The sequence below is a fragment of the Pseudooceanicola nanhaiensis genome (genome assembly GCF_020171315.1).
GTDB lineage: Bacteria > Pseudomonadota > Alphaproteobacteria > Rhodobacterales > Rhodobacteraceae > Pseudooceanicola > Pseudooceanicola nanhaiensis_A.
This window is the reverse complement of the sequence record NZ_JAIUZP010000005.1, coordinates 413,807-439,506: the sequence shown is the minus strand read 5'-3', so window position 1 is coordinate 439,506 and position 25,700 is coordinate 413,807. Positions and strand designations below refer to the sequence as shown.

Annotated in this window: 23 protein-coding genes; 11 read left to right on the top strand and 12 right to left on the bottom strand. The window is 67.1% G+C overall.

The genetic code is table 11. From position 1 onward, the window contains the following. Window positions 1–44: 44 nt before the first annotated feature. Window positions 45–386, top strand: a complete 342-nt coding sequence (locus tag LCM32_RS09715) for a carboxymuconolactone decarboxylase family protein (RefSeq protein WP_224820848.1) — start codon at window positions 45–47, stop codon at window positions 384–386. Window positions 387–521: 135 nt separating this feature from the next. Here the strand turns inward: LCM32_RS09715 and LCM32_RS09710 are convergent, their stop codons facing one another. Next, window positions 522–2,183: an NAD+ synthase gene (locus LCM32_RS09710; RefSeq protein WP_224820847.1), complete on the bottom strand. Its 1,662-nt coding sequence runs from the start codon at window positions 2,181–2,183 to the stop codon at window positions 522–524. 146 nt (window positions 2,184–2,329) lie between these two features. On the opposite strand from LCM32_RS09710, the gene LCM32_RS09705 reads away from it, so the two are divergent. Together LCM32_RS09705 and LCM32_RS09700 are read left to right on the top strand one after the other, a co-directional pair. After that, window positions 2,330–3,769, top strand: coding sequence for an MORN repeat-containing protein (locus tag LCM32_RS09705; RefSeq protein ID WP_224820846.1), 1,440 nt, complete (start codon window positions 2,330–2,332; stop codon window positions 3,767–3,769). Between the two features lie 478 nt (window positions 3,770–4,247). Beyond that, window positions 4,248–5,816 (top strand): 2-isopropylmalate synthase, encoded by a 1,569-nt coding sequence (locus LCM32_RS09700; RefSeq protein WP_224820845.1) that lies wholly within the window; start codon window positions 4,248–4,250, stop codon window positions 5,814–5,816. 299 nt (window positions 5,817–6,115) lie between these two features. On the opposite strand, the gene LCM32_RS09695 is transcribed toward LCM32_RS09700, so the two are convergent. The 4 genes from LCM32_RS09695 to soxR form a co-directional block, all read right to left on the bottom strand. Further along, entirely contained in the window at window positions 6,116–6,952 is an 837-nt protein-coding gene (locus tag LCM32_RS09695) for a 4-(cytidine 5'-diphospho)-2-C-methyl-D-erythritol kinase (RefSeq protein WP_224820844.1), read from the bottom strand. 80 nt (window positions 6,953–7,032) lie between these two features. Continuing rightward, on the bottom strand, window positions 7,033–8,754 hold the full coding sequence (locus LCM32_RS09690; RefSeq protein WP_224820843.1) for a tetratricopeptide repeat protein: 1,722 nt from the start codon (window positions 8,752–8,754) through the stop codon (window positions 7,033–7,035). A 149-nt stretch (window positions 8,755–8,903) separates the two neighbouring features. Continuing rightward, window positions 8,904–10,550: an electron transfer flavoprotein-ubiquinone oxidoreductase gene (locus tag LCM32_RS09685; protein WP_224820842.1), complete on the bottom strand. Its 1,647-nt coding sequence runs from the start codon at window positions 10,548–10,550 to the stop codon at window positions 8,904–8,906. A gap of 125 nt (window positions 10,551–10,675) precedes the next feature. Further along, complete coding sequence (soxR, locus tag LCM32_RS09680) at window positions 10,676–11,155, bottom strand: redox-sensitive transcriptional activator SoxR (RefSeq protein WP_224820841.1); 480 nt, start codon at window positions 11,153–11,155, stop codon at window positions 10,676–10,678. A gap of 102 nt (window positions 11,156–11,257) precedes the next feature. Here soxR and LCM32_RS09675 point away from each other — a divergent pair, with 102 nt between their 5' ends. The 6 genes from LCM32_RS09675 to LCM32_RS09650 all read left to right on the top strand — a co-directional run bounded on the left by LCM32_RS09675 (window position 11,258) and on the right by LCM32_RS09650 (window position 15,232). Further along, on the top strand, window positions 11,258–11,641 hold the full coding sequence (locus LCM32_RS09675) for a VOC family protein (protein WP_224820840.1): 384 nt from the start codon (window positions 11,258–11,260) through the stop codon (window positions 11,639–11,641). Between the two features lie 154 nt (window positions 11,642–11,795). Then, a complete protein-coding gene (greA, locus tag LCM32_RS09670) occupies window positions 11,796–12,266 on the top strand; it encodes a transcription elongation factor GreA (RefSeq protein ID WP_224820839.1) in 471 nt (156 codons plus the stop codon). A gap of 77 nt (window positions 12,267–12,343) precedes the next feature. Continuing rightward, entirely contained in the window at window positions 12,344–13,360 is a 1,017-nt protein-coding gene (locus LCM32_RS09665) for a hypothetical protein (protein WP_224820838.1), read from the top strand. Between the two features lie 123 nt (window positions 13,361–13,483). After that, complete coding sequence (locus tag LCM32_RS09660) at window positions 13,484–13,963, top strand: transglycosylase SLT domain-containing protein (RefSeq protein ID WP_224820837.1); 480 nt, start codon at window positions 13,484–13,486, stop codon at window positions 13,961–13,963. A gap of 241 nt (window positions 13,964–14,204) precedes the next feature. Beyond that, on the top strand, window positions 14,205–14,909 hold the full coding sequence (locus LCM32_RS09655) for an AzlC family ABC transporter permease (protein WP_224820836.1): 705 nt from the start codon (window positions 14,205–14,207) through the stop codon (window positions 14,907–14,909). Beyond that, entirely contained in the window at window positions 14,906–15,232 is a 327-nt protein-coding gene (locus tag LCM32_RS09650; protein WP_224820835.1) for an AzlD domain-containing protein, read from the top strand. The genes LCM32_RS09655 and LCM32_RS09650 overlap by 4 nt, the downstream gene beginning before the upstream one ends. Here LCM32_RS09650 and LCM32_RS09645 read toward each other — a convergent pair. The 5 genes from LCM32_RS09645 to LCM32_RS09625 form a co-directional block, all read right to left on the bottom strand. Next, window positions 15,226–15,843, bottom strand: coding sequence for a hypothetical protein (locus LCM32_RS09645; protein WP_224820834.1), 618 nt, complete (start codon window positions 15,841–15,843; stop codon window positions 15,226–15,228). The two genes, LCM32_RS09650 and LCM32_RS09645, sit on opposite strands and share 7 nt — an antisense overlap. A gap of 88 nt (window positions 15,844–15,931) precedes the next feature. Beyond that, window positions 15,932–16,066 carry an aa3-type cytochrome c oxidase subunit IV gene (locus LCM32_RS09640; RefSeq protein ID WP_224820833.1) on the bottom strand — a complete coding sequence of 45 codons (135 nt, stop codon included), beginning with the start codon at window positions 16,064–16,066 and terminating at the stop codon, window positions 15,932–15,934. Window positions 16,067–16,165: 99 nt separating this feature from the next. After that, on the bottom strand, window positions 16,166–16,657 hold the full coding sequence (locus LCM32_RS09635) for a DUF6173 family protein (RefSeq protein WP_224820939.1): 492 nt from the start codon (window positions 16,655–16,657) through the stop codon (window positions 16,166–16,168). Continuing rightward, window positions 16,642–17,685 carry an MBL fold metallo-hydrolase gene (locus LCM32_RS09630; RefSeq protein WP_224820832.1) on the bottom strand — a complete coding sequence of 348 codons (1,044 nt, stop codon included), beginning with the start codon at window positions 17,683–17,685 and terminating at the stop codon, window positions 16,642–16,644. Before LCM32_RS09630 ends, LCM32_RS09635 begins: the two co-directional genes overlap by 16 nt. Next, complete coding sequence (locus LCM32_RS09625; protein ID WP_224820831.1) at window positions 17,682–19,400, bottom strand: acyl-CoA dehydrogenase; 1,719 nt, start codon at window positions 19,398–19,400, stop codon at window positions 17,682–17,684. The genes LCM32_RS09630 and LCM32_RS09625 overlap by 4 nt, the downstream gene beginning before the upstream one ends. 193 nt (window positions 19,401–19,593) lie before the next feature. On the opposite strand from LCM32_RS09625, the gene LCM32_RS09620 reads away from it, so the two are divergent. Continuing rightward, complete coding sequence (locus LCM32_RS09620; RefSeq protein ID WP_224820830.1) at window positions 19,594–20,580, top strand: L-threonylcarbamoyladenylate synthase; 987 nt, start codon at window positions 19,594–19,596, stop codon at window positions 20,578–20,580. Window positions 20,581–20,603: 23 nt separating this feature from the next. On the opposite strand, the gene LCM32_RS09615 is transcribed toward LCM32_RS09620, so the two are convergent. After that, complete coding sequence (locus tag LCM32_RS09615; protein ID WP_318246187.1) at window positions 20,604–21,152, bottom strand: YqgE/AlgH family protein; 549 nt, start codon at window positions 21,150–21,152, stop codon at window positions 20,604–20,606. Window positions 21,153–21,317: 165 nt separating this feature from the next. Between LCM32_RS09615 and LCM32_RS09610 the strand changes: the two genes are divergently transcribed. After that, on the top strand, window positions 21,318–22,157 hold the full coding sequence (locus LCM32_RS09610) for a protein-disulfide reductase DsbD domain-containing protein (protein WP_224820828.1): 840 nt from the start codon (window positions 21,318–21,320) through the stop codon (window positions 22,155–22,157). Window positions 22,158–22,271: 114 nt separating this feature from the next. On the opposite strand, the gene LCM32_RS09605 is transcribed toward LCM32_RS09610, so the two are convergent. After that, complete coding sequence (locus LCM32_RS09605) at window positions 22,272–25,697, bottom strand: efflux RND transporter permease subunit (RefSeq protein WP_224820827.1); 3,426 nt, start codon at window positions 25,695–25,697, stop codon at window positions 22,272–22,274. Window positions 25,698–25,700: the final 3 nt, after the last annotated feature.

The following is a 25,700-nucleotide window of genomic DNA, read 5'->3' as shown; positions in this document are numbered from 1 at the left end:
CGAATATGATTCCTGCGAGCAGGTATATTCGAAAGGACGCAGCCATGAGCTGGACGGACAAGATTGACGGCACGCGCAACCAGCTGCGCGGTCTCTACAAGGCCATTCCCGAAACCACGCGCGCCTTCGGCGGGCTGAGCAAGGCCGTGGCCGAGAACGGGGTGCTGGACCTCAAGACCAAGGAATTCGTGGCCCTCGGCATCGCCGTGTCGCAACGCTGCGAGGCCTGCATCGTGCTGCACGTCGAGGCGCTCATGAAGGCAGGGGCCACCCGCGAGGAACTGGGCGACGTGCTGGCGATGTCGGTGCAGATGGGCGGCGGGCCTGCCATGATGTACGCGGCCAAGGCGCTGGAAGCCTGGGACGAGTTCTCGGAAAAGGCGTGAGGCCCGGGCTGCCCCCTGAAGACCTCGCCCGGCCGCAGGGCCGGGCAGAGGCCGGGGGCATCGGCACGCGCCCGGATCGACAAAGCACGCCGTCAGCGGCCCTGGATCAACAAAGCACGCCGTCAGCGGCGTGCCTTACGCCTCGTTGTCGCGCCACCGCATCGCGATGGGATAGCGACGATCCAGCCAGAAGGCGTGTTTCGTCAGCCGCGCACCGGGCGCGGACTGGAAGCGCTTGTACTCGCTGATGTAGAGCAGGTGCTCCACCCGCTTCACATCCGCCTTGTCATAGCCCGCCGCCACGCAATCCGCGACCGAGGCATCCTGATCCACCAGCATCGTCAGGATGCCGTCCAGCACCGGGTAATCGGGCAGCGAGTCGCTGTCCTTCTGGTCCGGGCGCAGCTCGGCCGAGGGCGGCTTGGTGATGATCCGCTCGGGGATGACCTCCCCGCCCGGCCCCATCATCCAGCCGCGATGATTGGCGTTGCGCCAGCGGCAGGTCTCGAAGACGCGGGTCTTGTAGAGGTCCTTGATCGGATTGTAGCCGCCCGCCATATCGCCGTAGATCGTGGCATAGCCCACCGCGACCTCGGACTTGTTGCCGGTGGTCAGCAGCATTTCGTTGAACTTGTTCGACAGCGCCATCAGCAGCAGGCCGCGCAGGCGGGACTGGATGTTCTCCTCTGTCGTGTCGGCGGCAAGGCCCTCGAAGAGCGGCGCCAGCGTCGCGGTGATCGCGTCGCGGCCCGCGCTGATCGGCACGAAGTCGTAATGGCAGCCGAGAGCGGTGGCGCAGGCCTTGGCATCCTCCAGCGAATGCTCGGAGGTATACTCGGACGGCAGCATCACGCAGCGCACGTTCTCAGGCCCCAGCGCATCGGCGGCGATCGTCGCCACCAGCGCGCTGTCGATCCCGCCGGACATCCCCAGCAGCACCTTGGCGAAGCCGGTCTTGCGGCAGTAATCGCGCAGGCCCTCGACCATGACGCGGTAATCCTGTTCCCAGTCGTCGGGGATATGGGCCTTCGGGCCCTCCGCGATGCGCCAGCCCTCGGGCCCGCGGATCAGGTCCACATGGGCGATCTCCTCGTCGAAGACCGGCATGTGGAAGGCCATCTCGCCGCCCGGGTTCAGGCCGAAGGAGCCACCGTCGAAGACCTGGTCATCCTGCCCGCCGATCATGTTCAGGTAGATCAGCGGCAGGCCGGTCTCGACCACGCGGGCGACCATGTGGTTGAACCGCGTGTCCATCTTGCCCCGGTAGTAGGGCGATCCGTTGGGCACCAGCAGGAATTCGGCCCCGGTCTCGGCCAGTGTCTCGGAGACATCGGGATGCCACGCGTCCTCGCAGATCGGCGAACCGATGCGCGTGTTGCCCACGGAATAGGGCCCGCCAAGCGGCCCGCTGTCGAAGATGCGGACCTCGTCGAAGACCGTCTCGTTCGGAAGTTCGTGCTTGAGCACGCGACTCACCACCTTGCCGCCGCGGCAGATGTGGTAGGCGTTGAAGAGTTCGGCGCCCTCGACCCAGGGGCCGCCGATCGCCAGCGCGGGGCCGTCGGCGCAGTCCTGCGCCAGTTTCTCGATCGCGGCGATTGCGGTCTGATGGAAGATCGGCTTCTCCACCAGGTCCTGCGTGTTGTAGCCGGTGATGAACATCTCGGTCAGGGCGACGAGGTCGGCCCCGGCCGCCTTGCCGGCCTCCCAGGCGGCGCGCGCCTTGGCAGCATTGCCCGCGATGTCACCGACCGTGGGGTTCAGCTGTGCCAGCGTGATACGAAAACGTTCGGCCATGCGGCTCCCCTTTCCTGCGTCCTCCCCTGATTAGCGAGGCAAGCGACGGAGGAAAAGGTGATTTCCCGGAAAGACATTGCCCGCCGGGATGCCGTCATTTACCGTTGCCAGCGCAACCCGCCGGTGGGGCGGAATGGGGAGTTGGTATGAAACCACGTGCGTCTATCGCAGCCTGTGCAGCTCTGGCCATCGCGGCCGGGGCGGCGATTGCACAGGACGGAGAGGTCCAGACCAAGCAATACGAGGGGGGCGGCGTCTACGAAGGCACCTTCCTCAACGGCCTGCAACACGGCACCGGGACCTACCGGCTGCCCAATGGCTATGAATACACCGGCGACTGGGTCGAGGGCGAAATCGCGGGCCGTGGCACCGCGCGTTACCCCGACGGCTCGGTCTACGAGGGCGAATTCGCCAAGGGCAAACCCGACGGCGTGGGCAAGATCGTCTTCTCAGACGGCGGCACCTACGAGGGCGAGTGGTCCGAGGGCAAGATCACCGGCAAGGGCGTCGTGACCTATGCCAACGGCTCGCGCTACGAAGGCCAGTTCCGCAATGCGCTCCATGACGGGCGCGGCACGATGGTCGCCCCCTCCGGCTACACCTATGAAGGCGACTGGGTGAACGGCGTCGAGAACGGGCAGGCCAAGATTTCCTATGCCGACGGCGAAGTCTACGAAGGCGCGGTGAAGGACGGTAAGCGCTGGGGCGAAGGCACGCTGACCACGCCGGACGGGCTGACCTATACCGGCAGCTGGGAAGACGGCCAGATCAACGGCATCGGCACGCTGACCCAGCCCAATGGCGACGTCTACGAGGGCACGCTGATCGCGGGCCGCCGCGAGGGTGAGGGCAAGGTCACCTATGCCAACGGCGACACCTATGAGGGCGAGTTCCACGAGGACCGCCGCGATGGCACCGGCACCTTCTCGGGCTCGGACGGTTATGAATACACCGGCAGCTGGGTGGCCGGAAAGATCGGCGGCGAGGGCCGCGTGGTCTATCCCGACGGTTCGGTCTACGAGGGCCAGTTCCGCGAGGACCTGCCGGATGGGCAGGGCAAGATCACCTATCCCGACAGCTCGACCTACGAAGGCGAATGGGCCGCGGGCGTGATCGAGGGCGAGGGCATCGCGCGCTACGCCAACGGGCTGGTCTACGAGGGCGCGTTCAAGGGCGCCAAGAACGACGGCTATGGCGTGATCACCTTCCCCGACGGCTACCGCTACGAAGGCGAGTGGTCCGAGGGACAGCGCAGCGGCACCGGCACCGCGACCTATGCCGACGGCACCGTCTACGAAGGCGGCTTCGTCGCGGGCAAGCGCGAGGGCACCGGCAAGATCACCATGCCCGACGGCTTCACCTATGAAGGCGACTGGCAAGCGGGCGAGATCAGCGGCACGGGTGTCGCGACCTATGCCAACGGCGATGTCTACGAGGGCCAGTTCCTCAGCGGCAAGCGGCATGGGCAGGGCACGATGCGCTATTCCAGCGGCGAAGAGGCCTCGGGGACCTGGGACAACGGCGCGCTGGAAAGCGCCACGACCGCGGAAGCCCCCGGCGACGCGCCCGTGGTTTCGACGGAGTGACGCCGCAGGCCGGTTCCCGGGCCGCGCTGAGCGCCCGGCCGGGCCGCTGTAACGAGACCTGACAAGGGCTGCGCAACCGCGCAGCCCTTTTTTACACCGCCAGACCCCGGCACCTGCAGACCACCTGTCCGCACCACTCCCCCGCATTGCCCCGGAAAGGCCCCGCATCACGCAATTCCCCACGCGCCGTTTCGATGGTGGAATGCAATTCCCCTCCCAATACGTCAGCGGCTCTTCCCCAATTGCGGCGCTGCGGCGGAATTTCCGGGTTTTCAATTCAGTTTCCGCGCAGTACACAGCCCGCATGACCATTCAGGGCCATCATATCTCCTTCAGCGCGACCCGCCGTTCCGGCGGCCTGTCGGCTGCCGCCCTGCTGCTTCTCCTAACGCGCCTCTGAGCGTGCCGTTTCGGCGCGACCGCTCAGAGGAATAGCCGTTTCGCGCCAAGGCACCTGGAGACCAGAGAGAACACCGACATGACCAAAGTATCCGAACAGGACCGCGTCCTCATTTTCGACACCACGCTCCGTGACGGCGAACAAAGCCCCGGCGCGACCATGACCCACGAAGAGAAGCTCGAAATCGCGGCGCTTCTCGACGAGATGGGCGTCGACATCATCGAGGCCGGCTTCCCGATCGCCTCCGAAGGCGACTTCCGCGCCGTCAGCGAGATCGCCAAGAACTCCAAGAATTCGACTATCTGCGGCCTCGCCCGGGCGAACTTCAAGGATATCGACCGCGCCTGGGACGCCGTGAAACACGCGCCCTCGCCGCGCATCCACACCTTCATCGGCACCTCGCCGCTGCACCGTGCGATCCCGAACCTCGACATGGACCAGATGGCCCAGCGGATCCACGAGACGGTGACCCACGCGCGCAACCTCTGCGACAACATCCAGTGGTCGCCGATGGACGCAACGCGGACCGAGCATGACTATCTCTGCCGCGTGGTCGAGATCGCCATCAAGGCCGGCGCCACCACGATCAACGTGCCCGACACCGTGGGCTACACCGCGCCCCGGGAATCGGCAGACCTGATCCGCATGCTTCTCGAACGGGTGCCCGGCGCGGACGAGGTGATCTTCTCGACCCATTGCCACAACGACCTCGGCATGGCGACGGCCAACAGCCTTGCCGCCGTCGAGGCGGGCGCACGGCAGATCGAATGCACCATCAACGGCCTGGGCGAGCGGGCGGGCAACACCGCGCTCGAAGAGGTTGTCATGGCGCTGAAGGTCCGCAACGACATCATGCCCTATGCCACGGGCATCGACAGCACCAAGATCATGAACATCTCGCGCCGTGTCTCGGCCGTGTCGGGCTTCCCGGTGCAGTTCAACAAGGCGATCGTCGGCAAGAACGCCTTCGCCCACGAGAGCGGCATCCACCAGGACGGCATGCTCAAGAACGCCGAGACCTTCGAGATCATGCGCCCCGAGGACGTGGGCCTGTCTGCCACCAACCTCGTCATGGGCAAGCACTCGGGCCGCGCGGCGCTGCGCTCCAAGCTCAAGGACCTCGGGATCGAGCTTGGCGAGAACCAGCTCAACGACGTCTTCGTGCGCTTCAAGGACCTCGCCGACCGCAAGAAGGAGGTCTTCGACGAGGACCTCATCGCACTCGTGCGGGTCTCCGATGACGCGGGCGAGGACAGCCTCGTGCTGAAGTCGCTCAAGGTCGTCTGCGGCACCGAAGGCCCCCAGACCGCCGAGATGACCCTCTCGGTCGACGGCACGGACAAGAGCGTCACCGCCACCGGCGACGGCCCCGTCGATGCCGCCTTCAACGCGGTGAAGCAGATCTACCCCCACGGCGCCCGGCTGCAGCTCTATCAAGTGCATGCAGTCACCGAGGGCACCGATGCACAGGCGACCGTTTCGGTGCGCCTTGACGAGGAAGGTCGCATCGTGACCGGCCAGTCCGCCGACACCGACACCGTGGTGGCAAGCGTGAAGGCCTATATCCACGCGCTGAACCGCCTCATCGTGCGCCGCGGCAAGACCGGCTCCGACAAGGCCGAGATCTCCTACAAGGACGTCTCGTAAGCCAGGCTGCCCGTTACGGGATCACGAACGCGCGCCCCTCACCGGGCGCGCGTTTCGCGTTGTGGCGCCTGCCCTCTCCGGGATCGACCAAGAATTTTCGAAAATTCTTGGGAAAATTCTTCGAAGAATTTTCTGCGCCTGGGGTGAGGGGGATAATCCATTGAGAGGCGCGCTGATCGGAAAATTCGCATTCTCCGGTCCGGAATTTGTGAAAATTCCGGGGGGCTCCGCCCCCTTGGGCCCGTGCCGGGCCCAATTCCCCCGGAGTATTTGGGGAAAGATGAAATGGCGGGATGGCTTCAGCTGAGCGTCGTGGCGCGGGCCCACCAGCCGGTGGGGGCGAGGTTTTCGGCGGCGGCTTCGGCCGCGCGGCGATCCGGGTAGAGCGCGAAGCAGGTCGCGCCGGAGCCGGACATGCGCGCCAACAGGCAGCCCGGCGTGGCCGCAAGGGTGTCAAGGACATCGCCGATCACCGGGGCAACTGCGCGCGCCGGGGCTTCGAGATCATTGCGCTGCGCGGCCAGCCACGCGGCGCAGGCCGCCGCATCGTGCCAGTCCGGCAGCCGGGCGGGCAGCGCGGGATTGGTCCGGCGGGTCAGGCGCTTGAAGACGGCGGGCGTCTCGACCCCGACACCGGGGTTCACGAGGACGGCAGGCAGCTGCGGCAGGCCGGGCACATCCTCCAGCAACTCCCCCACGCCCTGCATCCGCAGCGCCCGCGAGCGCAGGCAGGCCGGCAGGTCCGCGCCGAGGCGTTCCGGGTGATCCGGCACTGCCCGACCCGTCGCTGCGGAGAGCGCGCGCAGCACGGCGGCCGCATCGGCAGAGCCTCCGCCGATCCCGGCGGCCATCGGCAGATGCTTGGTGAGGCGAATCGCGGCGGTCTGCCCAAAGAAGCTGGCGGCCCGGAAGACGAGGTTCTCTGGCCCGGTCGGCACGCCCGCAGCCAGCGGACCGTCGAGCGTGAGGCTGTTCTGCGGCGCCGGCGTCACCTCCAGCTCATCGCCGAAATCGGCGAAGCAGACAAGGCTGTCGAGCAGGTGGTAGCCATCGCCACGTTGCCCGGTCACGTGGAGGGCCAGATTGATCTTGGCCCGCGCGATCTCGTGCCGCGTGGCGGTTGTCCCGTCCGTCATGAACTCAGCCTGCGTCCTGTCCCGTCCTTATGCTCCGCCCGCCTGGCGGCGCAGCTGTCAGGTGCCCGTCAGCGTGTCCGTCAGCGGTCGTCGCCTGCCACCTGTAGCGGCTCCATGCCTTCCTGGGCAAGGACGGCGTCGAGGCCGACGTTCAGCTTGCGCCGAATCCGGTCGGCCGCATCGGCCTCGGGATCGAAGGACAGCGCGCGGGTCCACTGGAAGCGGGCCTCCATATGGCGCCCGACGGCCCAGTAGACATCACCGAGGTGGTCGTTGACCGTGGGGTCCACCGGCATCAGCTCTGCTGCATGTTCCATGTGGCCGACGGCCTCCTCGTAGCGGCCCAGCGTGTAGAGCCCCCAGCCGAGGCTGTCGATGATGTAGCCGCTGTCAGGCTTGGCCGCCGCAGCGCGTTCGATCATGGCCAGCGCCTCGTCGAGGTTCTCGCGCTTCTCGACCATGGAATAGCCGAGGTAGTTCATCACCTGCGGGTCTTCCGGGTTCATCTCCAGTGCCTGACGGAAGTCGGCCTCGGCCGCGGACCAGTTGCCGAGCCGTTCCTGCGCGATGCCACGGGCATAATGCAGGAACCACTGCGACCGGTCCTCGGTGGTATAGAGCGCCAGCGCCGCATCATAGGCCTGCACCGCCTCGCGGTAGCGCCCCGTCCCCCGCAGGACGTCGCCCATGGTGGCATGAACCAGCGGCAGCTCGCCGTGGGTGTCGGAGAGCGAGGTCAGCACCTCGATCGCCGCATCGGTCCGGCCCGCCCGGCGCAGCGCGTCGGCGCGGCCCAGTTCGGCGGCGTGGAAGGCGGGATTGTCGCGCGGCACCCGGCGGTAGGCCGAGGTGGCCAGATCGGGCTGGCCCATGTCGTCGAGCAGCTCTGCCGACAGCAGGATCGCGTCGATATGATCGGGACGCAGGTATTCCGCCGTGCGCGAATAGATCAGCGTGTAATCGTCGGTCGCATCGCCATCGAGGGCAGCCGCGACGGAATAGAAGATCTCGGCCACGCCATCGGCGGCATTGCGGGCATAGTCGAAGTCGAGCATCTGCCCGGCCTGCAGTGCCGCACGCATCCCGGCAACGACCGGATCGGGATCGGGGCCGAAGAGCGCGCTGATCACCGTCAGCGCATCCTTGGGCCGGTCAAGCTGCGACAGCACCTCGATCCGGGCAAGCGCCCCGCGGCGGGTCATCTGGAGCGGGCCATCCGCCTCGCCGGAGTAGATCGCCTCGGCGCCTTCGAAATCCCCCGCCAGCGAGAGAGCAAGCGCCTTGTGGTAGAGCGAGAAGCCGCGCAGGCCGCGTTCATCCGCCACCGCGTCGAAGGCAACCAGCGCCTTGGCCATGTCGCCCATGCCGACATGGGCCCAGGCCACCAGCAGGCCGTCGACCAGCGGACCCACGCCGCGCCCGTCCTCGACCCGCTTCAGCAGCGCGGCGAAATCGCCGGTCTGCGCCTCGGCGGCGGCAAGGACCATCCGCGCGATCTGGCTTTCAGCCCCCTGCTCCTCCATCGCCTTGGCGTAGGGCAGCGCCGCGTCGAGGCGACCGACGGACATCTCGGACAGGACGGCGCCTTCCAGCAGGGCGGGATTGCCCGGGTCGGCCTTCAGCGCCTCGGCGTAGTAGCCCCCGGCGGTGCCGTAATCGCTGGTGATGCGGGCCTGACGCGCGGCGAGGTAATCGCCCGCAAGGCCGGGCAACGGCTCTGCCGATGCTCCCTGCCCCAGTCCGGCGATCGCCAGCCCCTGTGTCAGAACCATTGCAACTGCGCGGATCGTGCTGCCCGACATGCGCTTGCTCCCTGCCTGCTGTGTCCTTCGGGAAAAATTTCCCCGGAATGGGAACCAAGCTAGCCGAGACGCGTTATGCAAATCAATGCGGGGTGCCCCTGAGGACACCCCGCCTGTACGGATTCTCGCTCATCCGTGATCGTCTGCGATTACATGTTGGGATAATTCGGCCCGTCACCGCCCTGCGGCGTGGTCCAGTTGATGTTCTGGGCCGGGTCCTTGATGTCGCAGGTTTTGCAGTGGACGCAGTTCTGGAAGTTGATCTGGAACTTCTTGTCGTCGCCCTCGCCCACGAATTCATAGACCCCTGCCGGGCAATAGCGCGCCGAGGGTCCCGCGTAGACCGGAAGGTTCTTCTTCAGAGGAATCTCGGGATCGGCCAGCTTGAGGTGGCAGGGCTGGCTTTCCTCGTGGTTCGTCATGGCGAAGCTCACGTTGGTCAGCCGGTCGAAGGACAGCTTGCCATCGGGCTTGGGGTAGTCGATCGGCTTGTGCTTCTCCGCGGGTTCGGTCGCGGCGGCGTCGGTCTTGCCGTGGCCCAGCGTCCCGAGGAACGAGAAGCCGAGCGTGTTGGTCCACATGTCCAGCCCGCCGATCGCGAGGCTCGGCACGAGGCCGTACTTGGACCACAGCGGCTTGACGTTGCGCACCTTCTTGAGGTCCTGGCCGATGGCGCCTTCGCGCACTTCCGTCTCGTAGGCGGTCAGCTCGTCCGAGGCACGGCCGGCCTTGATCGCCTCATGGGCGGCTTCGGCCGCGGCCATGCCCGAAAGCATCGCGTTGTGGTTGCCCTTGATGCGCGGCACGTTGACCATGCCGACCGAGCAGCCCAGCAGGGCCGCGCCGGGCATGACCATCTTGGGCATCGACTGATAGCCACCCTCGGTGATGGCGCGGGCGCCATAGGCCACGCGCTTGCCACCTTCCAGCAGCTCGGCCACCATCGGGTGATGCTTGAAGCGCTGGAATTCCATGTAGGGGAAGAGGTACGGGTTCTTGTAGTTCAGGTGCACCACGAAGCCGACGTAGACCTGATTGTTCTCGAGGTGGTAGATGAACGACCCGCCGCCCGCGTTGGAGCCGAGCGGCCAGCCCATGGTGTGGCTGACGGAGCCCAGCTTGTGCTTGGCCGGGTCGATCTCCCAGATCTCCTTCATGCCGATGCCGAACTTCTGCGGCTCCTTGCCCTTGGAGAGGTCGTATTTCGCGATCAGCTCCTTGGCGAGCGAGCCGCGCACGCCTTCGGAGATGAAGACGTATTTGCCCAGCAGCTCCATGCCCGGCTCGTAGCCCGGGCCCTCGGTGCCGTCGGCGTTCTTGCCGAACTCACCCGCGACGACACCTTTGACTTCGCCGTTCTCGCCGTAGACCAGCTCGGAGCAGGCCATGCCGGGGAAGATCTCGACGCCCAGTTCCTCGGCCTGTTCCGCCATCCAGCGGCAGACGTTGCCCATCGAGACGATGTAGTTGCCGTGGTTGTTCATCAGCGGCGGCATCGGGAAGTTCGGCACGCGGATCTTGCCCGCTTCGCCCAGCATGTAGAAGTTGTCTTCCGTCACCGGGGTGTTGAGCGGCGCGCCCTTTTCCTTCCAGTCGGGGATCAGCTTGTTCAGGCCGACCGGGTCCAGAACCGCGCCCGAGAGGATATGCGCCCCCACTTCCGAGCCCTTTTCGAGGACGACGACCTGCAAATCGGCGTCGAGCTGCTTCAGCCGGATGGCAGCCGACAGGCCCGCCGGGCCCGCCCCGACGATCACCACGTCGTATTCCATGGCTTCGCGCTGAACTTCGGTCATCTGTTTCCTCTCCCTACAGGCCCTTATGGGTAAGAATGTTGCGAAGGGATAGCGCGGCGCTTGCCGACAGGTCAATTGCCGCGCGTGCAAAACGCAGCGATCCAACCCTGTTTCAAACGTAACGTTCAGCCCTCGCCCGCGCCGGCATCGCCCCTTGCATCCTCCGGCGCATCGCCCATCAGGTAGCGCGGTCCGGCGCCAAGTCGCGCGGCGCGGTCCTGCGGGTTGTTCAGGCGGCAGCTCTCAAGGCTCAGACAACCGCAGCCGATGCAGCCGTCGAGGTCGTCGCGCAGCCGTTCCAGAACGGCGATGCGGCGGTCGAGATCGGCACGAAAGCGCGTCGAAATCCCGCGCCAGTCGGCAGCAGTGGGCGTGCGCCCCTTGGGCAGCCCTTCCAGCTGGGTACGGATCTGCGCGATGGAGAAGCCCATCTTCTGCGCAATCATGATGAAGGAGAGGCGGCGCAGGTCCGCCTTCTCGAACTGCCGCTGCCCCGCCGGGGTGCGCCCGGCGGTCAGCAAGCCCTCGTCCTCGTAATACCGGATGGCCGAGACGGCGAGCCCGGTGCGCCCCGCCACTTCGCCGATCGCCAGACCACGCTTCATCGCAACCCCCTGCCCTGCAGCATTTCTTTGCCGTTGACCTCAAGTTTACTTGAGGTGGCACACTGGAACAACATCAGACGCGAGAAAAAGAAGGAGACGACCATGATCCCGCGCCTCGAACACGCCAATGTCACCGTGACCGACCCGGATGCCACCGCCGCATGGCTGGTGGAGGTCTTTGGCTGGCACATCCGCTGGCAGGGTCCATCCAAGGACAAGGGCCGCTCGGTTCACGTGGGCACCGACGACAGCTATATCGCGCTCTACACCCGGGCGGATGCGGTGCAGACGGGGCTGTCCAGCTACGACACCGTGGGGATGCTGAACCACCTCGCCGTCTTCACCGACGACATCGACGCGGTGGAGGCCAAGGTGACGGCGGCGGGCTTTACCCCCGGCAACCATGCCGATTACGCGCCGGGACGGCGGTTCTACTTCCACGACCGGGACGGGCTGGAATGGGAAGTGGCCTCGCATCAGCCCTGACGGCCCCGCACAGGGCCACGTGGCAGGCGGGGAAGCTTGCCGACGCCGCGGGTTTTCCTTGCATTCGGGGCCCTGCTTGGGTCAGGTAGCCGAACTGATAAATTCAGCAAAGGGGCCTCTGCGGGCCCCTTTGCTACTGCTACGGATGGGGCCAATGGAAAAGATACTGATGACCCGCGCGGGGGCCACCGCACTCGAAGTCGAGCTGAAGAAGCTGAAATCCGAAGAGCGCCCGGCCATCATCCGGGCCATCGCGGAAGCGCGCGAGCATGGCGACCTGAGCGAAAACGCCGAATACCACTCCGCCCGCGAGAAGCAGAGCTTCATCGAGGGCCGGATCAAGGAACTCGAAGGCATCCTCTCGCTGGCCGACGTCATCGACCCCAAGACGCTCTCGGGCACCATCAAGTTCGGCGCCACCGTCACCGTGGTGGACGAGGACACCGACGAGGAGAAGACCTGGCAGATCGTGGGCGAATACGAGGCCAACATCGAAGCCGGCCTGCTGAACATCAAGTCGCCCATTGCACGGGCGCTGATCGGCAAGGATGAGGGCGACAGCGTCGAGGTCCGCACGCCCGGTGGCGAACGTTCGTATGAAATTCTGAAAATCGTCTATAAATGACCGCAGTAGAGCCCGGCCCCGCACATGCCCCCGAGGGGCGGCGCGGGCGTCCGGGCAGGCCGGACAGGACGACGATCATGAGCGAGCCGCAGGAATCGCGCCCCACCCCCATGGGGATCTACGACCGCCCCGAGCCGCCGAAATACGGCGCGGGTGAGATTATCGCGCTTGTCCTCTCGCTGCTCTGGCTGGCCGGCGCCGGTGTCTTCTTCATGACGCTGACGCCCGGCCCCGACGGCATGGCCCCGGATACGCTGCGATTCGTGCTGACCATGCTGGCGATCTTCCTGCCCGTCGCGATGATCTGGGTGGCTGCCGCCGCCTCGCGGTCGGCCCGCGTCATGCGCGAGGAAAGCGCCCGTCTGCGCGCCGCCATCGACGGTATCCGGCAGGCCTATGTCGCCCAGAACCAGGGCCGCCGCGGGTCGAGCGAGGACTCGATTTCCCGCAAGCTGGACCAGATCGCGGCCGCGCAGCGCAAGACCGAGACGGCCATCGCCACCTTCACAACGATCCGGCACCAGAACGGCATTCGCCCCGAGGCCGCCGCCGCAGCCCCGCCCGCCCCGGCGGACGACCAGCCCGGGCTGCCCCTTGGCACGCGGCCCGAGGACATGGCCCCGCCTCTCGACCGGAGCACCTTCATCCGGGCGCTGAACTTCCCCGAGACCGCCGAGGACGAGGAAGGCTTTGCCGCCCTGCGCAAGGCGCTGAAGGACCGGCAGGCGGCACAGTTGATCCAGGCCGCGCAGGATGTCCTCACCCTGATGAGCCAGGATGGCATCTACATGGACGACCTGCGCCCCGATCTGGCCCGGCCCGAGATCTGGCGCCGCTTCGCCAAGGGCGAACGCGGGCGGGTCGTTGCGGCCCTTGGCGGCGTGCGCGACCGGTCTTCGCTGGCATTGGCCGCCGGCCGGATGAAGCAGGACCCGATCTTCCGCGATGCGGCGCATCACTTCCTGCGCCACTTCGACCGGATGTTCGCGGAACTCGAACAGACTGCGTCCGATACGGAAATCAACGACTTGGCCGAAACCCGCACCGCGCGGGCCTTCATGTTGCTGGGACGGGTCGCGGGCATCTTCGACTGACGGCGCCCGGCGCTTCGGCAAAGCTCCGCCTGCGGTCAGATTGCCGCAGCGCAGCGTGCTTTGTCGGCCCAGCAAAATAAGGTAAATGAGAGATGAGTGGCGCATCCCGCGCCGGAGCATCCCATGACCAGACACGTGAAGACGATTTGCCTCGCGCTTGCTCTGTCCCTGCCGCTGGTGGCCTGTGGCCACACGCCCGACGAGACGCCCGAGGTGACCCGCGCCCTTGCGACTCCGCTCTATCCCAATGAGACGCCTGAACTTCGCCAGTTGATCGTGAAGTACGCCGACACCTACGAGGTGCCGGTGCCATTGGTGCAGCGGCTGGTCGTGCGCGAGAGCACCCACCGCCCCGAGGCTCGCAACGGCCCTTACTACGGCCTGCTGCAGATCCTCCCCGCCACGGCCCGCTCGATGGGCTTCGCGGGCAAGCCGAGCGACCTGCTCGATGCCGAAACCAACCTCAAGTACGCGGTGAAATACCTCCGGGGCGCCTGGCTGCTGGCCGACGGCTCCTACGACACTGCCGTCAAATGGTATGCCAGCGGCTACTACTACGAGGCCAAGCGCCGCGGCATGCTGGAAGAGACCGGCCTGCGCTGACCCGAGACCGGGCGCTTCGGACCCACGCGGAAAGGGGGGCTGTCTGCCCCCCGGTCCCTGCGGGCCCTCCCCCCGAGGATATTTCCGAACAGTGGATGCAGACGCCCCGTGAGGGGGCCCCGCGCGGGCAGTCTTCGCAACGCTGCACAGAACGGCCCGGTTCGCCGCGCCTGAGCGCGATTGCATCGTGGCGTGGCGGCAGGTAGGCGGGTCAGCAGTTCTGTCCCAAGGTCTCCCTGCGATGTCCACCATCTCGAAATCCGCCTTCTGGCTGGGTCTGCGCGACGGCGCCCCCTTCGTCCTCGTGGTCGGGCCCTTCGCCCTGCTCTTTGGCGTGGTGGCCGCGGACGCGGGGCTCAACGCGCTGGAGGCAACCGCTGTCTCGCTGGCGGTGATCGCGGGCGCGGCCCAGTTCACGGCTATCGGCCTGCTGGCCGACCACGCGCCGACCTTCGTGGCGCTGGCCTCGGCCCTCGCGGTGAACCTGCGCATGGCGATGTATTCCGCCTCGCTCACGCCGCACCTCGGCGCGGCGCCGCTGTGGCAGCGGGCGCTGGCGGCCTACCTGACGGTGGACCAGTCCTATGCGCTTGCCATGTCGACCTATCCCAAGCACCCGGACTGGGAGACGCCCCAGAAGATGGGGTATTTCCTCGGGACCGTGACGGCGATCTGCCCGTTCTGGTACCTGCTGACCATTGTCGGCGCCCTCGTGGGCAACCAGATCCCGCCCGAATTCGCGCTCGACTTCGCGCTGCCGATCACCTTCCTTGCGATGGTGGCGCCGATGCTGAAGACCCGGGCCCACCTCGCCGCGGCGCTGGTGGCGATCACGCTGTCGCTGGTGCTGACGTGGATGCCCTACAACCTCGGCCTGATGGTGGCCGCCATCGCGGGCATGATGGCCGGTGCACGGGTGGAAATGATGACCGGAGGCGCGAAATGATCGACCGCACCGAGCTTTGGACCGTCGTGATCCTGCTGGGGATCGGCAGTTTCTTCCTGCGGTTCGTCTTCCTAGGCGTGATCGGGGACCGGGCCCTGCCGGAGTGGGTGCTGCGCCACCTGCGCTATACCGCCGTGGCGGTGCTGCCGGCACTGGTGGCGCCGCTGGTGCTCTGGCCCGCGGCCAACGGCGGCGAGGTGGAGCCCGCGCGGCTGACCGCAGCCATCGTCACGATCGCGGTCGGCGTCCTGACCAAGCACACCTTCGCGGCCATCGCGGCAGGCGCCCTGACGCTCGCCGCGATGCTGACGCTGCTTTACTGAAGCGCCGCCATCCGCTGTTTCGGCATGAAGTCGTTATCGGCCCCCGCGACCGGGATGAACTCCTCGTAGAGGGTGTTCGTGCGCACGCCGGGCAGCTTGGAGAAGCTGATCGCCAGCAGACGCGGATAGAAGGTCTGATCCACGTTTTCAAAGCCCGGCAGCTGCCGCAGCAGCCGCGCGGTGTGGTTCGCGCAATAGGCGCCGGGCGCCGGGCCATTGGCCTGCGCCAGTTGCAGCGCCTTCTCCGCCACCTCGGGCGAGACGGTGATCGTCTGCACCACGGCGTGATACTCGGGCCGGGCGTGCATCCGCAGGTAGCCGTCCTCGAAGGCCGGAGAGATACCGTAGAGCACGTCACCCGACCGCGGCGTCTGGGGATGGTGGAAGGACCCTGCCGGGTCGAAGATCACCCGCTGCGAGGCATTGATCAGCAGCGCGGTGTGGCCGCCCTTGCCGGTGCGGTTCGAGATCATCGTGATCAGCTTCAGCTCGGGCTGGCCGGGCATCGAATAGGCTGCACGGGTCACCTCGGCCGTGGGCGCAGAGGTCGGATTGTTGGCGCAGGCCGCGAGACCGAGAACGGCCGCGAGAACCAGAAGAAGGCGAATCATGCGGGGGTCGTCTCCCGTTGGGGCCCGCCTCCTCCACGAGCCGTTCCGTTTCGGGGCCCGATGGCCCCACGCGATGAAGAGGAGGGGATCAGCTGTTGAAGACAGCCATGATCAGCAGGACGACAAAGACGATACCCACAACCACCTTGGTCGTGGTGATGAACCCGTCGAAGGTCTTTTCCTGCGGTTCGATGTTCATCGTTCCGTGCTTGTGTTCTGCCATGGTCGCTTCCTCTCCTGTCCGGTCGGTGACCGGGTCCCTGATGCGCGTCGACGAGACGCCAAATCCCGAATTTGTTAGCCGAAATCAGAAGAGCTGTCATCAGTCCTGTCCGCCCTGCGACACTGCGGGCGCGTCCTTTTCCGCCTCCTGTTCCAGATCCGCGGCAAGGCGGAAGCCGATGCGCCGGGGCGCCACGGCGGGCTGGGCCTTGGGCATGGCGCGCAGGATCACGGAGAGCTGGCTCACGTGCTGGATCAGCTGGGTCTTCGCCCCGCCCGCATCGGAGCCGTAGAAGGTGACGATGTCGGGCTCGAAGAACCCCATGCCCTCGATCCGCAGCACGCCCGCGTCGGAGCCGGCAAAGCCCATGGCGACCTCGTGTTCGGCGTCGAGCGTGGACTCGAAGTTCTGGATATAGAGGATCAGCCGTTCATAGGCCCATTCCGCCGGGCTCTTGGCGCGCTGCGGCTTGGTGGTGACCTGCGCGGGCAGTTCCACCGTGGGGGCGAGGGACGGGTCGGCATGGGCCTCGTGGCGGCGCGGGCAATGCTCCTCCGCCGCTTCGGCCACCGTCCTTATGTCCTCTCCCATAGCCACGCCCCGTCCTCCCGTTTGCGCCGTGTCGCCTGTCCGTCCTCGAGGAGGTAGTTCAGGTGTGCCACGGTTTCCACCAATGCGAGGCCGAAAACACGTTCATCGATGGCGCGCTTGAAGAGCGGCGGGAAACACTCCACCGCGACACGCGGCGTGGCGAGATGATCGCGCAGCCGGGCGAGCGCCCCGTAATGGTTCTCGGACATCTGGCGCAGGCGCAGGGGCAGGCCGGTGAAGGGCAGCTTGTGCCCGCCGAGGATCAGCTGGTCTTCGCGGGCGTGATCGGCAAAGCGGGCGCAGCTGTCGAGCCATTCGGCCAGCGGGTTGGCCTCGGGCTCCGAGGCATTGACGCCGATGTTCGCGCTGATCGAGGGCAGCAGCTGGTCGCCGCCGATGACGAGATTGTCGTCGAGGCTCCAGAAGGTCGCGTGTTCCGGCGCGTGGCCATCGCCGGTGCGGATGATCCAGTCGCGCCCGCCCATTCGCCAGCGCTGCCCGTCCTTCAGCCGAGTGTAGCCGGTGGGGATGGGCCAGACCATGTCCTTGAAGTTGAAGGGTCGCTCGGACCGCTTGCGGGCCAGCATCTCGGGGCTGAGACCCGCCGCCGTCCAGTAGGCCACGGAGGCGGCAGAGGCTTCCGTCTCCTCGTCGAGTTGCAGCATCCGCGTGGTGAGCCAGCTGGTCCGGGTGGCGGCCAGCGAGGCGCCCTGCGTCTCCATCAGCCAGCCGGCAAGGCCCGCGTGATCGGGGTGGTGGTGGGTCAGCACCACCTGCCGCACGGGCTTGCCCGCCAGCGGGCCGTCAAGCGCCGCCTGCAACGCAGCAAGGCAGCGCTTGTTCCAGATGCCGGTGTCGATGATCGTCCAGCCATCGCCTTCGTCCAGCGCATAGACATTCACATGGTCCAGCGCCATCGGAAGGGGGAGCCGCAGCCAGAGCACGCCCTCCGCCACCTCGATCGCCTCGCCCGGTTCCGGGGGAGTGTCCCAGGGTGTGCGGATCATGCCCGCTGCGCCATCCATCATGTGCCGGTCAGCTCCTCGATGCTGAGTGCATAGAGCCCTTCGGCCCCGGCCATCGCGTGGGTGGCCAATGCGCTGTGTTCCGGCAGCAGGCGGTCCACGTAGAACTGCGCCAGCTTGTGCCGGGGGCCCGCCTCGCCCTCTTCGGCGATGGCGGCCTTGAGGTGATAATAGCCCCCCAGCACGCGGGCGAAAGCCCCAAGATAGGGCACGGAGCCTGCGAAGCGGTCGTTCATCTCTTGGCCCACCATCCATTCGGTGGCCTCGCGCAGGGTTTCCGCCGCCTGCCAGACCGGCTCGGCCAGGGCGGCGTGGCTGGTGCGGGCGCTTTCCGCAAGGGACTGGATTTCCTCAAGGAGGCCATAGGCCTGCTCGCCGCCGTCCATCATCTTGCGGCCCACGAGGTCCATCGCCTGAATGCCGTTGGTGCCCTCGTAAATCGCGGTGACGCGCACGTCGCGGAAGAACTGAGCCGCGCCGGTCTCTTCGATGAAGCCCATGCCGCCGTGTACCTGCACGCCCATGTCGGACACCCGGCAGCCGACATCGGTGCCAAAGGCCTTGGCGATCGGCGTCAGGAAGGCCGCGCGGGCGTTCCAGTCGGCCTCGCCGGTGGCCCGGCCCATGTCCAGCGCCACGGCGCAGGCAAGCGCGATCGCGCGGGAGGCGAAGATCTCGGCCTTCATGGTGAGCAGCATCCGGCGCACGTCGGCGTGGTCGATGATCCCGCCCGGCCCCTCGACCGGCGTCTTGCCCTGCTTGCGGTCCAGCGCATATTCCAGCGCCGCCTGATAGGCCCCCTCGGCCGAGCCGATGCCCTGCACGCCCACGCCAAGGCGGGCATTGTTCATCATGGTGAACATCGCGGCCATGCCCTTGTGGGGTGCGCCCACCAGCCAGCCCTTGGCACCGTCGAATTCCATCACCGCGGTCGGCGAGCCATGCAGGCCCATCTTGTGCTCCAGCGAGACGACGCGCAGCGAATTTGCCGCGCCCAGCGAGCCGTCTTCCTTGGGCAGGTACTTGGGCACCATGAAGAGGCTGATGCCACGGGTGCCCGGCGCGCCGTCAGGCAGCCGCGCCAGCACGAGGTGGCAGACGTTGCCGCCAAGGTCGTGATCGCCCCAGGAGATGAAGATCTTCTGCCCCGAGACGGCATAGGTGCCATCCCCCAGCGGCTCTGCCTTGGAGCGCAGCGCGCCCACGTCCGACCCGGCCTGCGGCTCGGTCAGGTTCATGGTGCCGGTCCATTCGCCACTGATCAGCTTGGGCAGGTAAAGCGCCTTCATCTCGTCGCTGGCGTGATGTTCCAGCGCCTCGATCTGGCCCTGCGTCAGCAGCGGGTTCAGACCCAGCGACAGGCAGGCGCCGCTGATCATGTCGTTGAAGGCGGTGCTGATCGCCAGCGGCAAACCCATGCCGCCGAACTCCTCAGGCGCGGAAATGCCAACCCAGCCGCCCTCGGCAATCGCCTTGTAGCCGTCCTTGAACCCGGGCGAGGTCCGCACCACGCCGTTCTCCAGCACGGCAGGATGCAGATCGCCATTCCGGCGCAGCGGGGCGAGGATATCGTCGTTCAGGCGGGCCGCTTCCGTCAGGATCGCCTCGACGGTTTCGGCGGTCGCTTCCGCGAACATCTCGGTTGCGGAAACCTGATCGAGGCCGACGACCTTGTCGAACAGGAACGTGAAGTCGCGCACGGGCGATTGATACGGCATGGCTTGTGTCCTCCCCTTCGGCACCTTGGCATAGCGGCTGAGCGCCTGTAACAACTGGGTGGGACGTATCGTATGAGCGCGCCCCCTGTCATCAACTGGAACGCAGCGTCATAGCGTCGCTTCTCGACGTGGCGTCCGAAGGCCGGTGAGACCGGCCCCCCATCCCTGACCCCGGCCCGAGGTGCCCCGCGCAATGTACCAGACCCGTCTCCTGCCCGCCGACGACACCGGAAAGGACGGCGCCGCCGCCATCCTGCGGGCCGGGGGCCTCGTCGCGATGCCGACCGAGACGGTCTATGGGCTGGCCGCCGATGCGCGCTCGGACGTGGCCGTGGCGCGGATCTTCGAGGCCAAGGGCCGGCCGCGCTTCAACCCGCTGATCGTGCACCTGCCGGACGTGGCCACCGCGCGCCGTCTGGTGACATGGGATGACCGGGCCGAGGCCGTGGCGCAGGCCTTCTGGCCCGGCCCGCTGACGCTGGTCCTGCCGCTGGCCGAAAACGCCGGGCTCTCGCCGCTGGTCACCGCGGGCCTCGACAGCGTGGCGCTGCGGGTGCCGGCGCATCCGCTGGCGCGCGACCTGCTGCTACGCTTCGGCGGCCCGCTGGCCGCGCCCTCGGCCAACCCCTCGGGCCGAGTCAGCCCGACGGAGCCCGCCCATGTGATGGAATCCCTCGACGGCCGGATCGAGGCGGTGCTGGATGGCGGGCCCTGTGCCGTGGGCGTCGAATCCACGATCCTCGGCCTGAACGGGGACAGTCCCCGCCTGCTGCGTCCCGGCGGCCTGCCTGCCGAAGCCCTCGCCGAAATGCTGGGCGAAATGCCTCTGCCCCCCGAAGCGGCGGCAGGGATCACCGCACCCGGCCAGATGACCTCGCATTACGCGCCGAAGGGACGGGTCCGGCTGGAGGCCGTCGCGCCCGAACCGGGCGAGACCTACCTCGGCTTCGGCCCCCTGCCCGCAGGCGCCGAGGGCGCGATGACCCTCTCGGCCTCGGGCGACATGGTGGAAGCCGCCGCGCGGCTTTTCCACTGCCTGCATGAACTGGACCGCTCCGGGGCCGAGCGAATCGCCGTGGCCCCGGTGCCGGATCGTGGGCTGGGCCGGGCGATCAATGACCGGCTGCGCCGCGCCGCCGCACCGAGGGATACCCCCGAATCGACATCCTATGCTCCGTAAGGGCAACATGACGCCAAGTCACGTCAGGCGTGGCCAGCCTGCCCGGAAAGGTTGAGCGGCGAGATTCCCTGCGCCTGCATCGACAGATCCCACTTGCGCTCGTCCGGCGCGTGGAAGACCAGTTCCGCGCTCGCTTCGCCCAGCAGCCAGCCGTTCTCCGACAGCTCCCGTTCGAGCTGCCCCGGCCCCCAGCCGCAATAGCCCAGCGCGACCATCGTCTCGAGCGGGCCATTGCCGCCAGCGACGTCTTCGAGGATGTCGCGCGTGGCCGTCAGGCAGATGCCCGAACGCACGTTGATCGTTGAAAGCACAGAGGAATAATCGGCCGAATGCAAGACGAAGCCGCGCTCCGGCTCGACCGGGCCGCCGGCATAGACAATCAGGTCATCCTCCAGCCCCGGCTTGTCGATGTTGAGCTGTTCCAGCATGTCCGAGAGACGCACATCGCGGGAGGGATGGTTCACCATGAGCCCCATCGCGCCATCGCCGGAGTGTGCGCACAGCAGGATCACACCACGTTCGAAACGTTCATCCCTCAACCCAGGCATGGCAATCAGAAGTTGCCCTGTCAAATTGGAGATATCTGCCAAGATTTGCCTGCCGTTCGCCTAATGCCTGTTCCAATACGTATCAGCATGATGCCAAAAGGCGTCACTGACAAGCCGCTTTGGAATATGACAGTGCTCTCGCCTGAATGTGAGTTGTCCGAAGCTGAGGAATGGCGCATCGATTTGGGCATGAGCGAGACAGTCCATCCCTTCCGCCGGAGCCGCCTGATGGCGCTTCTGGGCAGTGCCTGCGCGGCGCTGATGCCCGTCGCCTCCCTCGCGGAGAGCCCGGCGACCTTCGGCACGACCATTTCGGCACGGCTGGTCGAGGGCTGGCGCCTGCCAGACGGCAGCCACATGGCCGGACTGGAACTGGACCTCGCCCCCGGCTGGAAGACCTACTGGCGCGCTCCGGGCGATGCGGGCGTGCCGCCCAGCTTCGACTGGCGCGGGTCCCGCAACCTCGACCGGGTCGAGGTGATGTGGCCCACGCCCTCGATCTTCGACAGCGGCGGCTACCAGACCATCGGCTACAAGGATCGCGTGATCCTGCCGCTGCGGATCTATCCCCGCGATGACGCCGCCCCCGTGCGGCTGGAGGGCGAGGTCGAACTGGGCGTCTGCCAGGAGACCTGCATGCTGACGACGCTGGACCTCGACGGGGCTGTCGAGGGCGCAGGCGTGCGCAGCGCGGCCCTTGCGGCGGCGCTCGCCGATCAGCCCTATACCGCCCGCGAGGCGCAGGTCGGCCGCGTCAGCTGCCGGATCGCACCGGGCGAGGACGGGATCAAGCTGACCGCCGAGATCGAGATGCCCTCCACCGGCGGGCATGAGGTCGCCGTGATCGAGACCCCGAACCCCAGCGTCTGGGTGGCCCCGGCGCAGACCACGCGATCGGGCCGCAAGCTGGTGGCCGAAACCGAGTTGATCCACAACTCCGGCAAGCCTTTTGCGCTGGACCGGTCGCAGCTGCGCATTACCGTGCTGGGCAAGGACCACGCGGTCGATATCCGCGGCTGCGCGGGCTGAGCCCTTCCGAAACGCCTGAATGATCGTGCCGCCTGCGGCCCTGACCGGAAAATTCGAATTTTCCGGACCGGTTTCTTCGAAGAAACCGGACAGCGCCGCACGGCCCCGCGCTCATCAGGCGTGGCCACGGCGCCGCAGGGCCACGCCCCCGGCCCCCAGCCCGAAGAGCAGGATCGACAGCGCCAGCGCGCCTGCGACGAAAACCGCCATGGCCGCCAGCATCGGCGCGGCGCCCGCCCGCGGAAGCAGCACTGCCAGCCACGTGGGCAGCGCGCCGGTGACAGCGACCCAGCCCATGGTCGCCCCCAGCCAGCCCAGCACCAGCAGGACGCCCGCCGCCAGCAGCCTCTGCATCGCCCGCGCGGGGTGGCCACTGGCCCGCCCGCTGCCGCGCAGCGCCCGGCGCAGCGCCGTCATCTGGCGCCGGAAATCGTGCTGCATCGCCATCAGCGCGGGCACCACCAGCAGCACCAGCACCATGCCGAAGCCGAGGCCGTAGACCAGCGTGATCACCGTGGGCCGCAAGAACTGTGCCTGCGAGGAGCTTTCGTAGAGCAGCGGCGCAAGGCCCAGCACCGTGGTCAGCGTGGTCAGCAGGACAGGCCGCAGCCGGTCCGCCGTCCCCTCGATGATCGCGGGGAAGAGGCCGCGCTTCTCGGCGTATTCGTCGATCGTCGTCACCAGCACGATGGAATCGTTGATGATGATCCCGGTCATCCCCAGGAGGCCCACGACGGTGAACATCGACATGGGCACATCCCACAGAGCATGGCCGTAGATCGTGCCGACCAGCCCGAAGGGAATGATCGCCATCACCACCAGCGGCCGCGTCCAGCTGGAGAAGACCCAGGCCAGCGTCAGGTAGATCCCCGTCAGCACCATCACCAGCCCGGTGAAGGCATCGCCGAGGAATTCGTCCTCCTGCTCGCTCAGCCCCGCCATGCGCCAGTCCACCTGGAAGCGCGAGGCGACATCGGGCAGGATCTCCTGTTCCAGCGCACGGGAAATCTCGGTCGCGCGGGCCGGGTCGTCCTCGGAGATGTCGCCGTTGACCGACAGCACCCTCAGCCCGTTCTCGCGCCGCACGGTGGAGAAGCCGGACCGCCGCTCGACCCGCACGATATCTGCCAGCGGGACATAGGCGCCCGAGGCGGTGCGCAGCTGGATGCGGGTCAGGAAGTCGGCGGTCAGCTCATCCTCGGGCAGTTCCACGCGGATCGTCGCGCTGCGCGGCCCGTCGGGATAGGTCGCCGCCTCGATCCCGTTCAGCCGGTGGCGCAGGACGGTACCCAGATCGGCGGTGGTGAAGCCCAGCACCTGCCCCTGCGGCGTCAGCTCGAGGATCAGCTCTTCCTTGTCGTAGGAGAGGTTGTCCTCCACCGCCGAGACTTCCGGGTAAGGCAGCAGCGCCTGTTTCAGCGCCTCGGAGGCGCCCTTCAGCGTCTCGGCATTGGCGCCGTAGAACTGCACGTCCAGCGCATCGCCCCCGGGGCCGGAGCGCATGCCGCGGAAGGACACGACCTCGGCCTGCGGGGTCTGCTGCACCTCTTCCTGGATATCGCCGAGGAAGGCGAAGCTGGAATAGGGCCGCAGGTCTGCGTCGATCAGCTCGATCGCGATGGAGCCGAGCAACTCGCTGTCCTTGTTCTCCGTCCCCGTGAGGCCACGCCCGGTGCTGCCGCCGACCTCGGTCAGGACATAGTCCACCGGGTTGCGGCCGTATTTCTCCTCGTAGCGCTTGGCGACGGCGTTGGTGGCGCGCTGCATCTCGCGCATCATGGCAAAGGTGTCCTCGCGCGAGGCGCCCTCGACCATGGCGAAATTGCCCGAGATCGAGCCCTGCTCCGGCGAGTTGAAGAAGCGCCATGGCACGTCGCCCCGGATGAAGACCGCCACCTGCGAGGCAAAGATCGCGATCACGAGGGCCAGCACCGGGTAGCGCGCCCAGATCACCCCGGCCATCAGCGGGCGGAAGAGCCGCAGGCTCATCCAGTCGAAGCCCCGGTTCACGAAGCGCGAGGGCGCATCGTACCAGTGCCGTTCGCCCGCATGGGCAAGGGCGTGGGACATGTGGTTGGGCAGGATCAGGAAACATTCCACCAGCGAGGCCAGCAGCACCACGATCACCGTGAAGGGAATGTCGCTGATCATCGAGCCGAAGTGCCCGCCGATCACCGTCAGCCCGAAGAAGGCGATCACCGTGGTCAGCGTGGCCGAGAAGACCGGCATCGCCATGCGGCGGGCGGCGGTTTCGGCGGCGCGGATCGGGCCCTCGCCATAGCGGCGCAGACGGGCATCCGCATGTTCGCCCACCACGATGGCGTCATCCACCACGATGCCCATGGTGATGATCAGCGCGAAGAGCGAGATCATGTTGATCGTCAGGCCCGAGACATACATCAGCGCGATGGCCGTCAACATCGACACCGGGATGCCCGCCGCGACCCAGACCGCCGTGCGCGCGTTGAGGAAGAGGAAGAGCAGCGCCACCACCAGCACCAGCCCCATCAGCCCGTTGTCCACGAGGATATCGAGCCGCGCGGTAATCGATTCCGCCCGGGTGCGGATCAGGTCGATGGAGGTGCCTTCGGGCAGGGTCGGCTGCATCTCGGCGGCGACCTCCTCCACCTGATGCTGGATCTTGATCGCATCGCCCTTCTCGGAGCGGTCCACCCGGATCGAGATCGCCGGGTTGTCGCCCACGTAGTAGGAGCGCTTGTAGCTTGAGCCCTCCACCCGGATCGTGGCCACGTCGCCCACGGTCAAGTTCGAATTGTCCTCGTTCGTCCGCAGGACGATGCCCGCGATCTGATCGGCAGAACGTTTCTCGATCCCGGTGCGGACGCGGGCATTGGCCCCGGTGACATCGCCCGCGGGATCGGCGTCCACCTCGGCCCCGATGGCATCCGCGATCTCGCGCATGGTGACGTCATGGGCGATCAGGTTGATCGAGGGCACCTCGATCACCGTGTTGGGCGCGGCGACGCCCCGGATCGTGGTGCGGGTCACCCCCTCGGCAAAGAGGCGGGTGACGAATTCATCGGCGAAATTGCCCAGCTGTTCGGCGCCGACGGGCCCGGTGATCACCACGTCGGTGACCCGGTCGCGCCAGCCGCCGCGGCTGACTTCCGGATCGTCGGCCTCCTCCGGCAGGTTGGTCACGGCGTCCACGGCGGTCTGCACGTCGTTGACGGCGCGGGCCATGTCCCAGTCCGGTTCGAACTCCACCGTCACCCGGGCCGAGCCTTCGCGCGACATCGAAGAGGTTGCCGAGACGCCCTCCACCGCCAGCAGGGCGGGCTCCAGCAGCTGGACGATGGCGGCATCCACGTCCTCCGCCCCGGCCCCGTCCCAGCTGACCGAGACGTCGATGTCGTCGATCACCACGTCGGGGAAGAACTGCGCCCGCATCCGGGGTACGGCGGCGACGCCAAGGGCCAGAAGCACCACCAGCAGCAGGTTGGCAGCGGTGCGGTGGCGGGTGAAATAGGACAGGATGCCCTTCGCCTCGCCCAGATCGCGCTCCTCCCGGTGGGCCATGGG

Coding starts and splice junctions, on each gene's coding strand:
- soxR (WP_224820841.1), bottom strand. CDS start 11,155: ATGAAGCGTGGTCTGGCGATCGGCGAAGTGGCGGGGCGCACCGGGCTC.
- LCM32_RS09635 (WP_224820939.1), bottom strand. CDS start 16,657: ATGGGAGAGGACATAAGGACGGTGGCCGAAGCGGCGGAGGAGCATTGC.
- LCM32_RS09655 (WP_224820836.1), top strand. CDS start 14,205: ATGTCCACCATCTCGAAATCCGCCTTCTGGCTGGGTCTGCGCGACGGC.
- LCM32_RS09665 (WP_224820838.1), top strand. CDS start 12,344: ATGAGCGAGCCGCAGGAATCGCGCCCCACCCCCATGGGGATCTACGAC.
- LCM32_RS09625 (WP_224820831.1), bottom strand. CDS start 19,400: ATGCCGTATCAATCGCCCGTGCGCGACTTCACGTTCCTGTTCGACAAG.
- LCM32_RS09645 (WP_224820834.1), bottom strand. CDS start 15,843: ATGATTCGCCTTCTTCTGGTTCTCGCGGCCGTTCTCGGTCTCGCGGCC.
- LCM32_RS09620 (WP_224820830.1), top strand. CDS start 19,594: ATGTACCAGACCCGTCTCCTGCCCGCCGACGACACCGGAAAGGACGGC.
- LCM32_RS09695 (WP_224820844.1), bottom strand. CDS start 6,952: ATGACGGACGGGACAACCGCCACGCGGCACGAGATCGCGCGGGCCAAG.
- LCM32_RS09690 (WP_224820843.1), bottom strand. CDS start 8,754: ATGTCGGGCAGCACGATCCGCGCAGTTGCAATGGTTCTGACACAGGGG.
- LCM32_RS09705 (WP_224820846.1), top strand. CDS start 2,330: ATGAAACCACGTGCGTCTATCGCAGCCTGTGCAGCTCTGGCCATCGCG.
- LCM32_RS09630 (WP_224820832.1), bottom strand. CDS start 17,685: ATGATGGATGGCGCAGCGGGCATGATCCGCACACCCTGGGACACTCCC.
- LCM32_RS09700 (WP_224820845.1), top strand. CDS start 4,248: ATGACCAAAGTATCCGAACAGGACCGCGTCCTCATTTTCGACACCACG.
- LCM32_RS09715 (WP_224820848.1), top strand. CDS start 45: ATGAGCTGGACGGACAAGATTGACGGCACGCGCAACCAGCTGCGCGGT.
- LCM32_RS09650 (WP_224820835.1), top strand. CDS start 14,906: ATGATCGACCGCACCGAGCTTTGGACCGTCGTGATCCTGCTGGGGATC.
- LCM32_RS09640 (WP_224820833.1), bottom strand. CDS start 16,066: ATGGCAGAACACAAGCACGGAACGATGAACATCGAACCGCAGGAAAAG.
- LCM32_RS09710 (WP_224820847.1), bottom strand. CDS start 2,183: ATGGCCGAACGTTTTCGTATCACGCTGGCACAGCTGAACCCCACGGTC.
- LCM32_RS09660 (WP_224820837.1), top strand. CDS start 13,484: ATGACCAGACACGTGAAGACGATTTGCCTCGCGCTTGCTCTGTCCCTG.
- LCM32_RS09685 (WP_224820842.1), bottom strand. CDS start 10,550: ATGACCGAAGTTCAGCGCGAAGCCATGGAATACGACGTGGTGATCGTC.
- LCM32_RS09605 (WP_224820827.1), bottom strand. CDS start 25,697: ATGGCCCACCGGGAGGAGCGCGATCTGGGCGAGGCGAAGGGCATCCTG.
- greA (WP_224820839.1), top strand. CDS start 11,796: ATGGAAAAGATACTGATGACCCGCGCGGGGGCCACCGCACTCGAAGTC.
- LCM32_RS09610 (WP_224820828.1), top strand. CDS start 21,318: ATGAGCGAGACAGTCCATCCCTTCCGCCGGAGCCGCCTGATGGCGCTT.
- LCM32_RS09675 (WP_224820840.1), top strand. CDS start 11,258: ATGATCCCGCGCCTCGAACACGCCAATGTCACCGTGACCGACCCGGAT.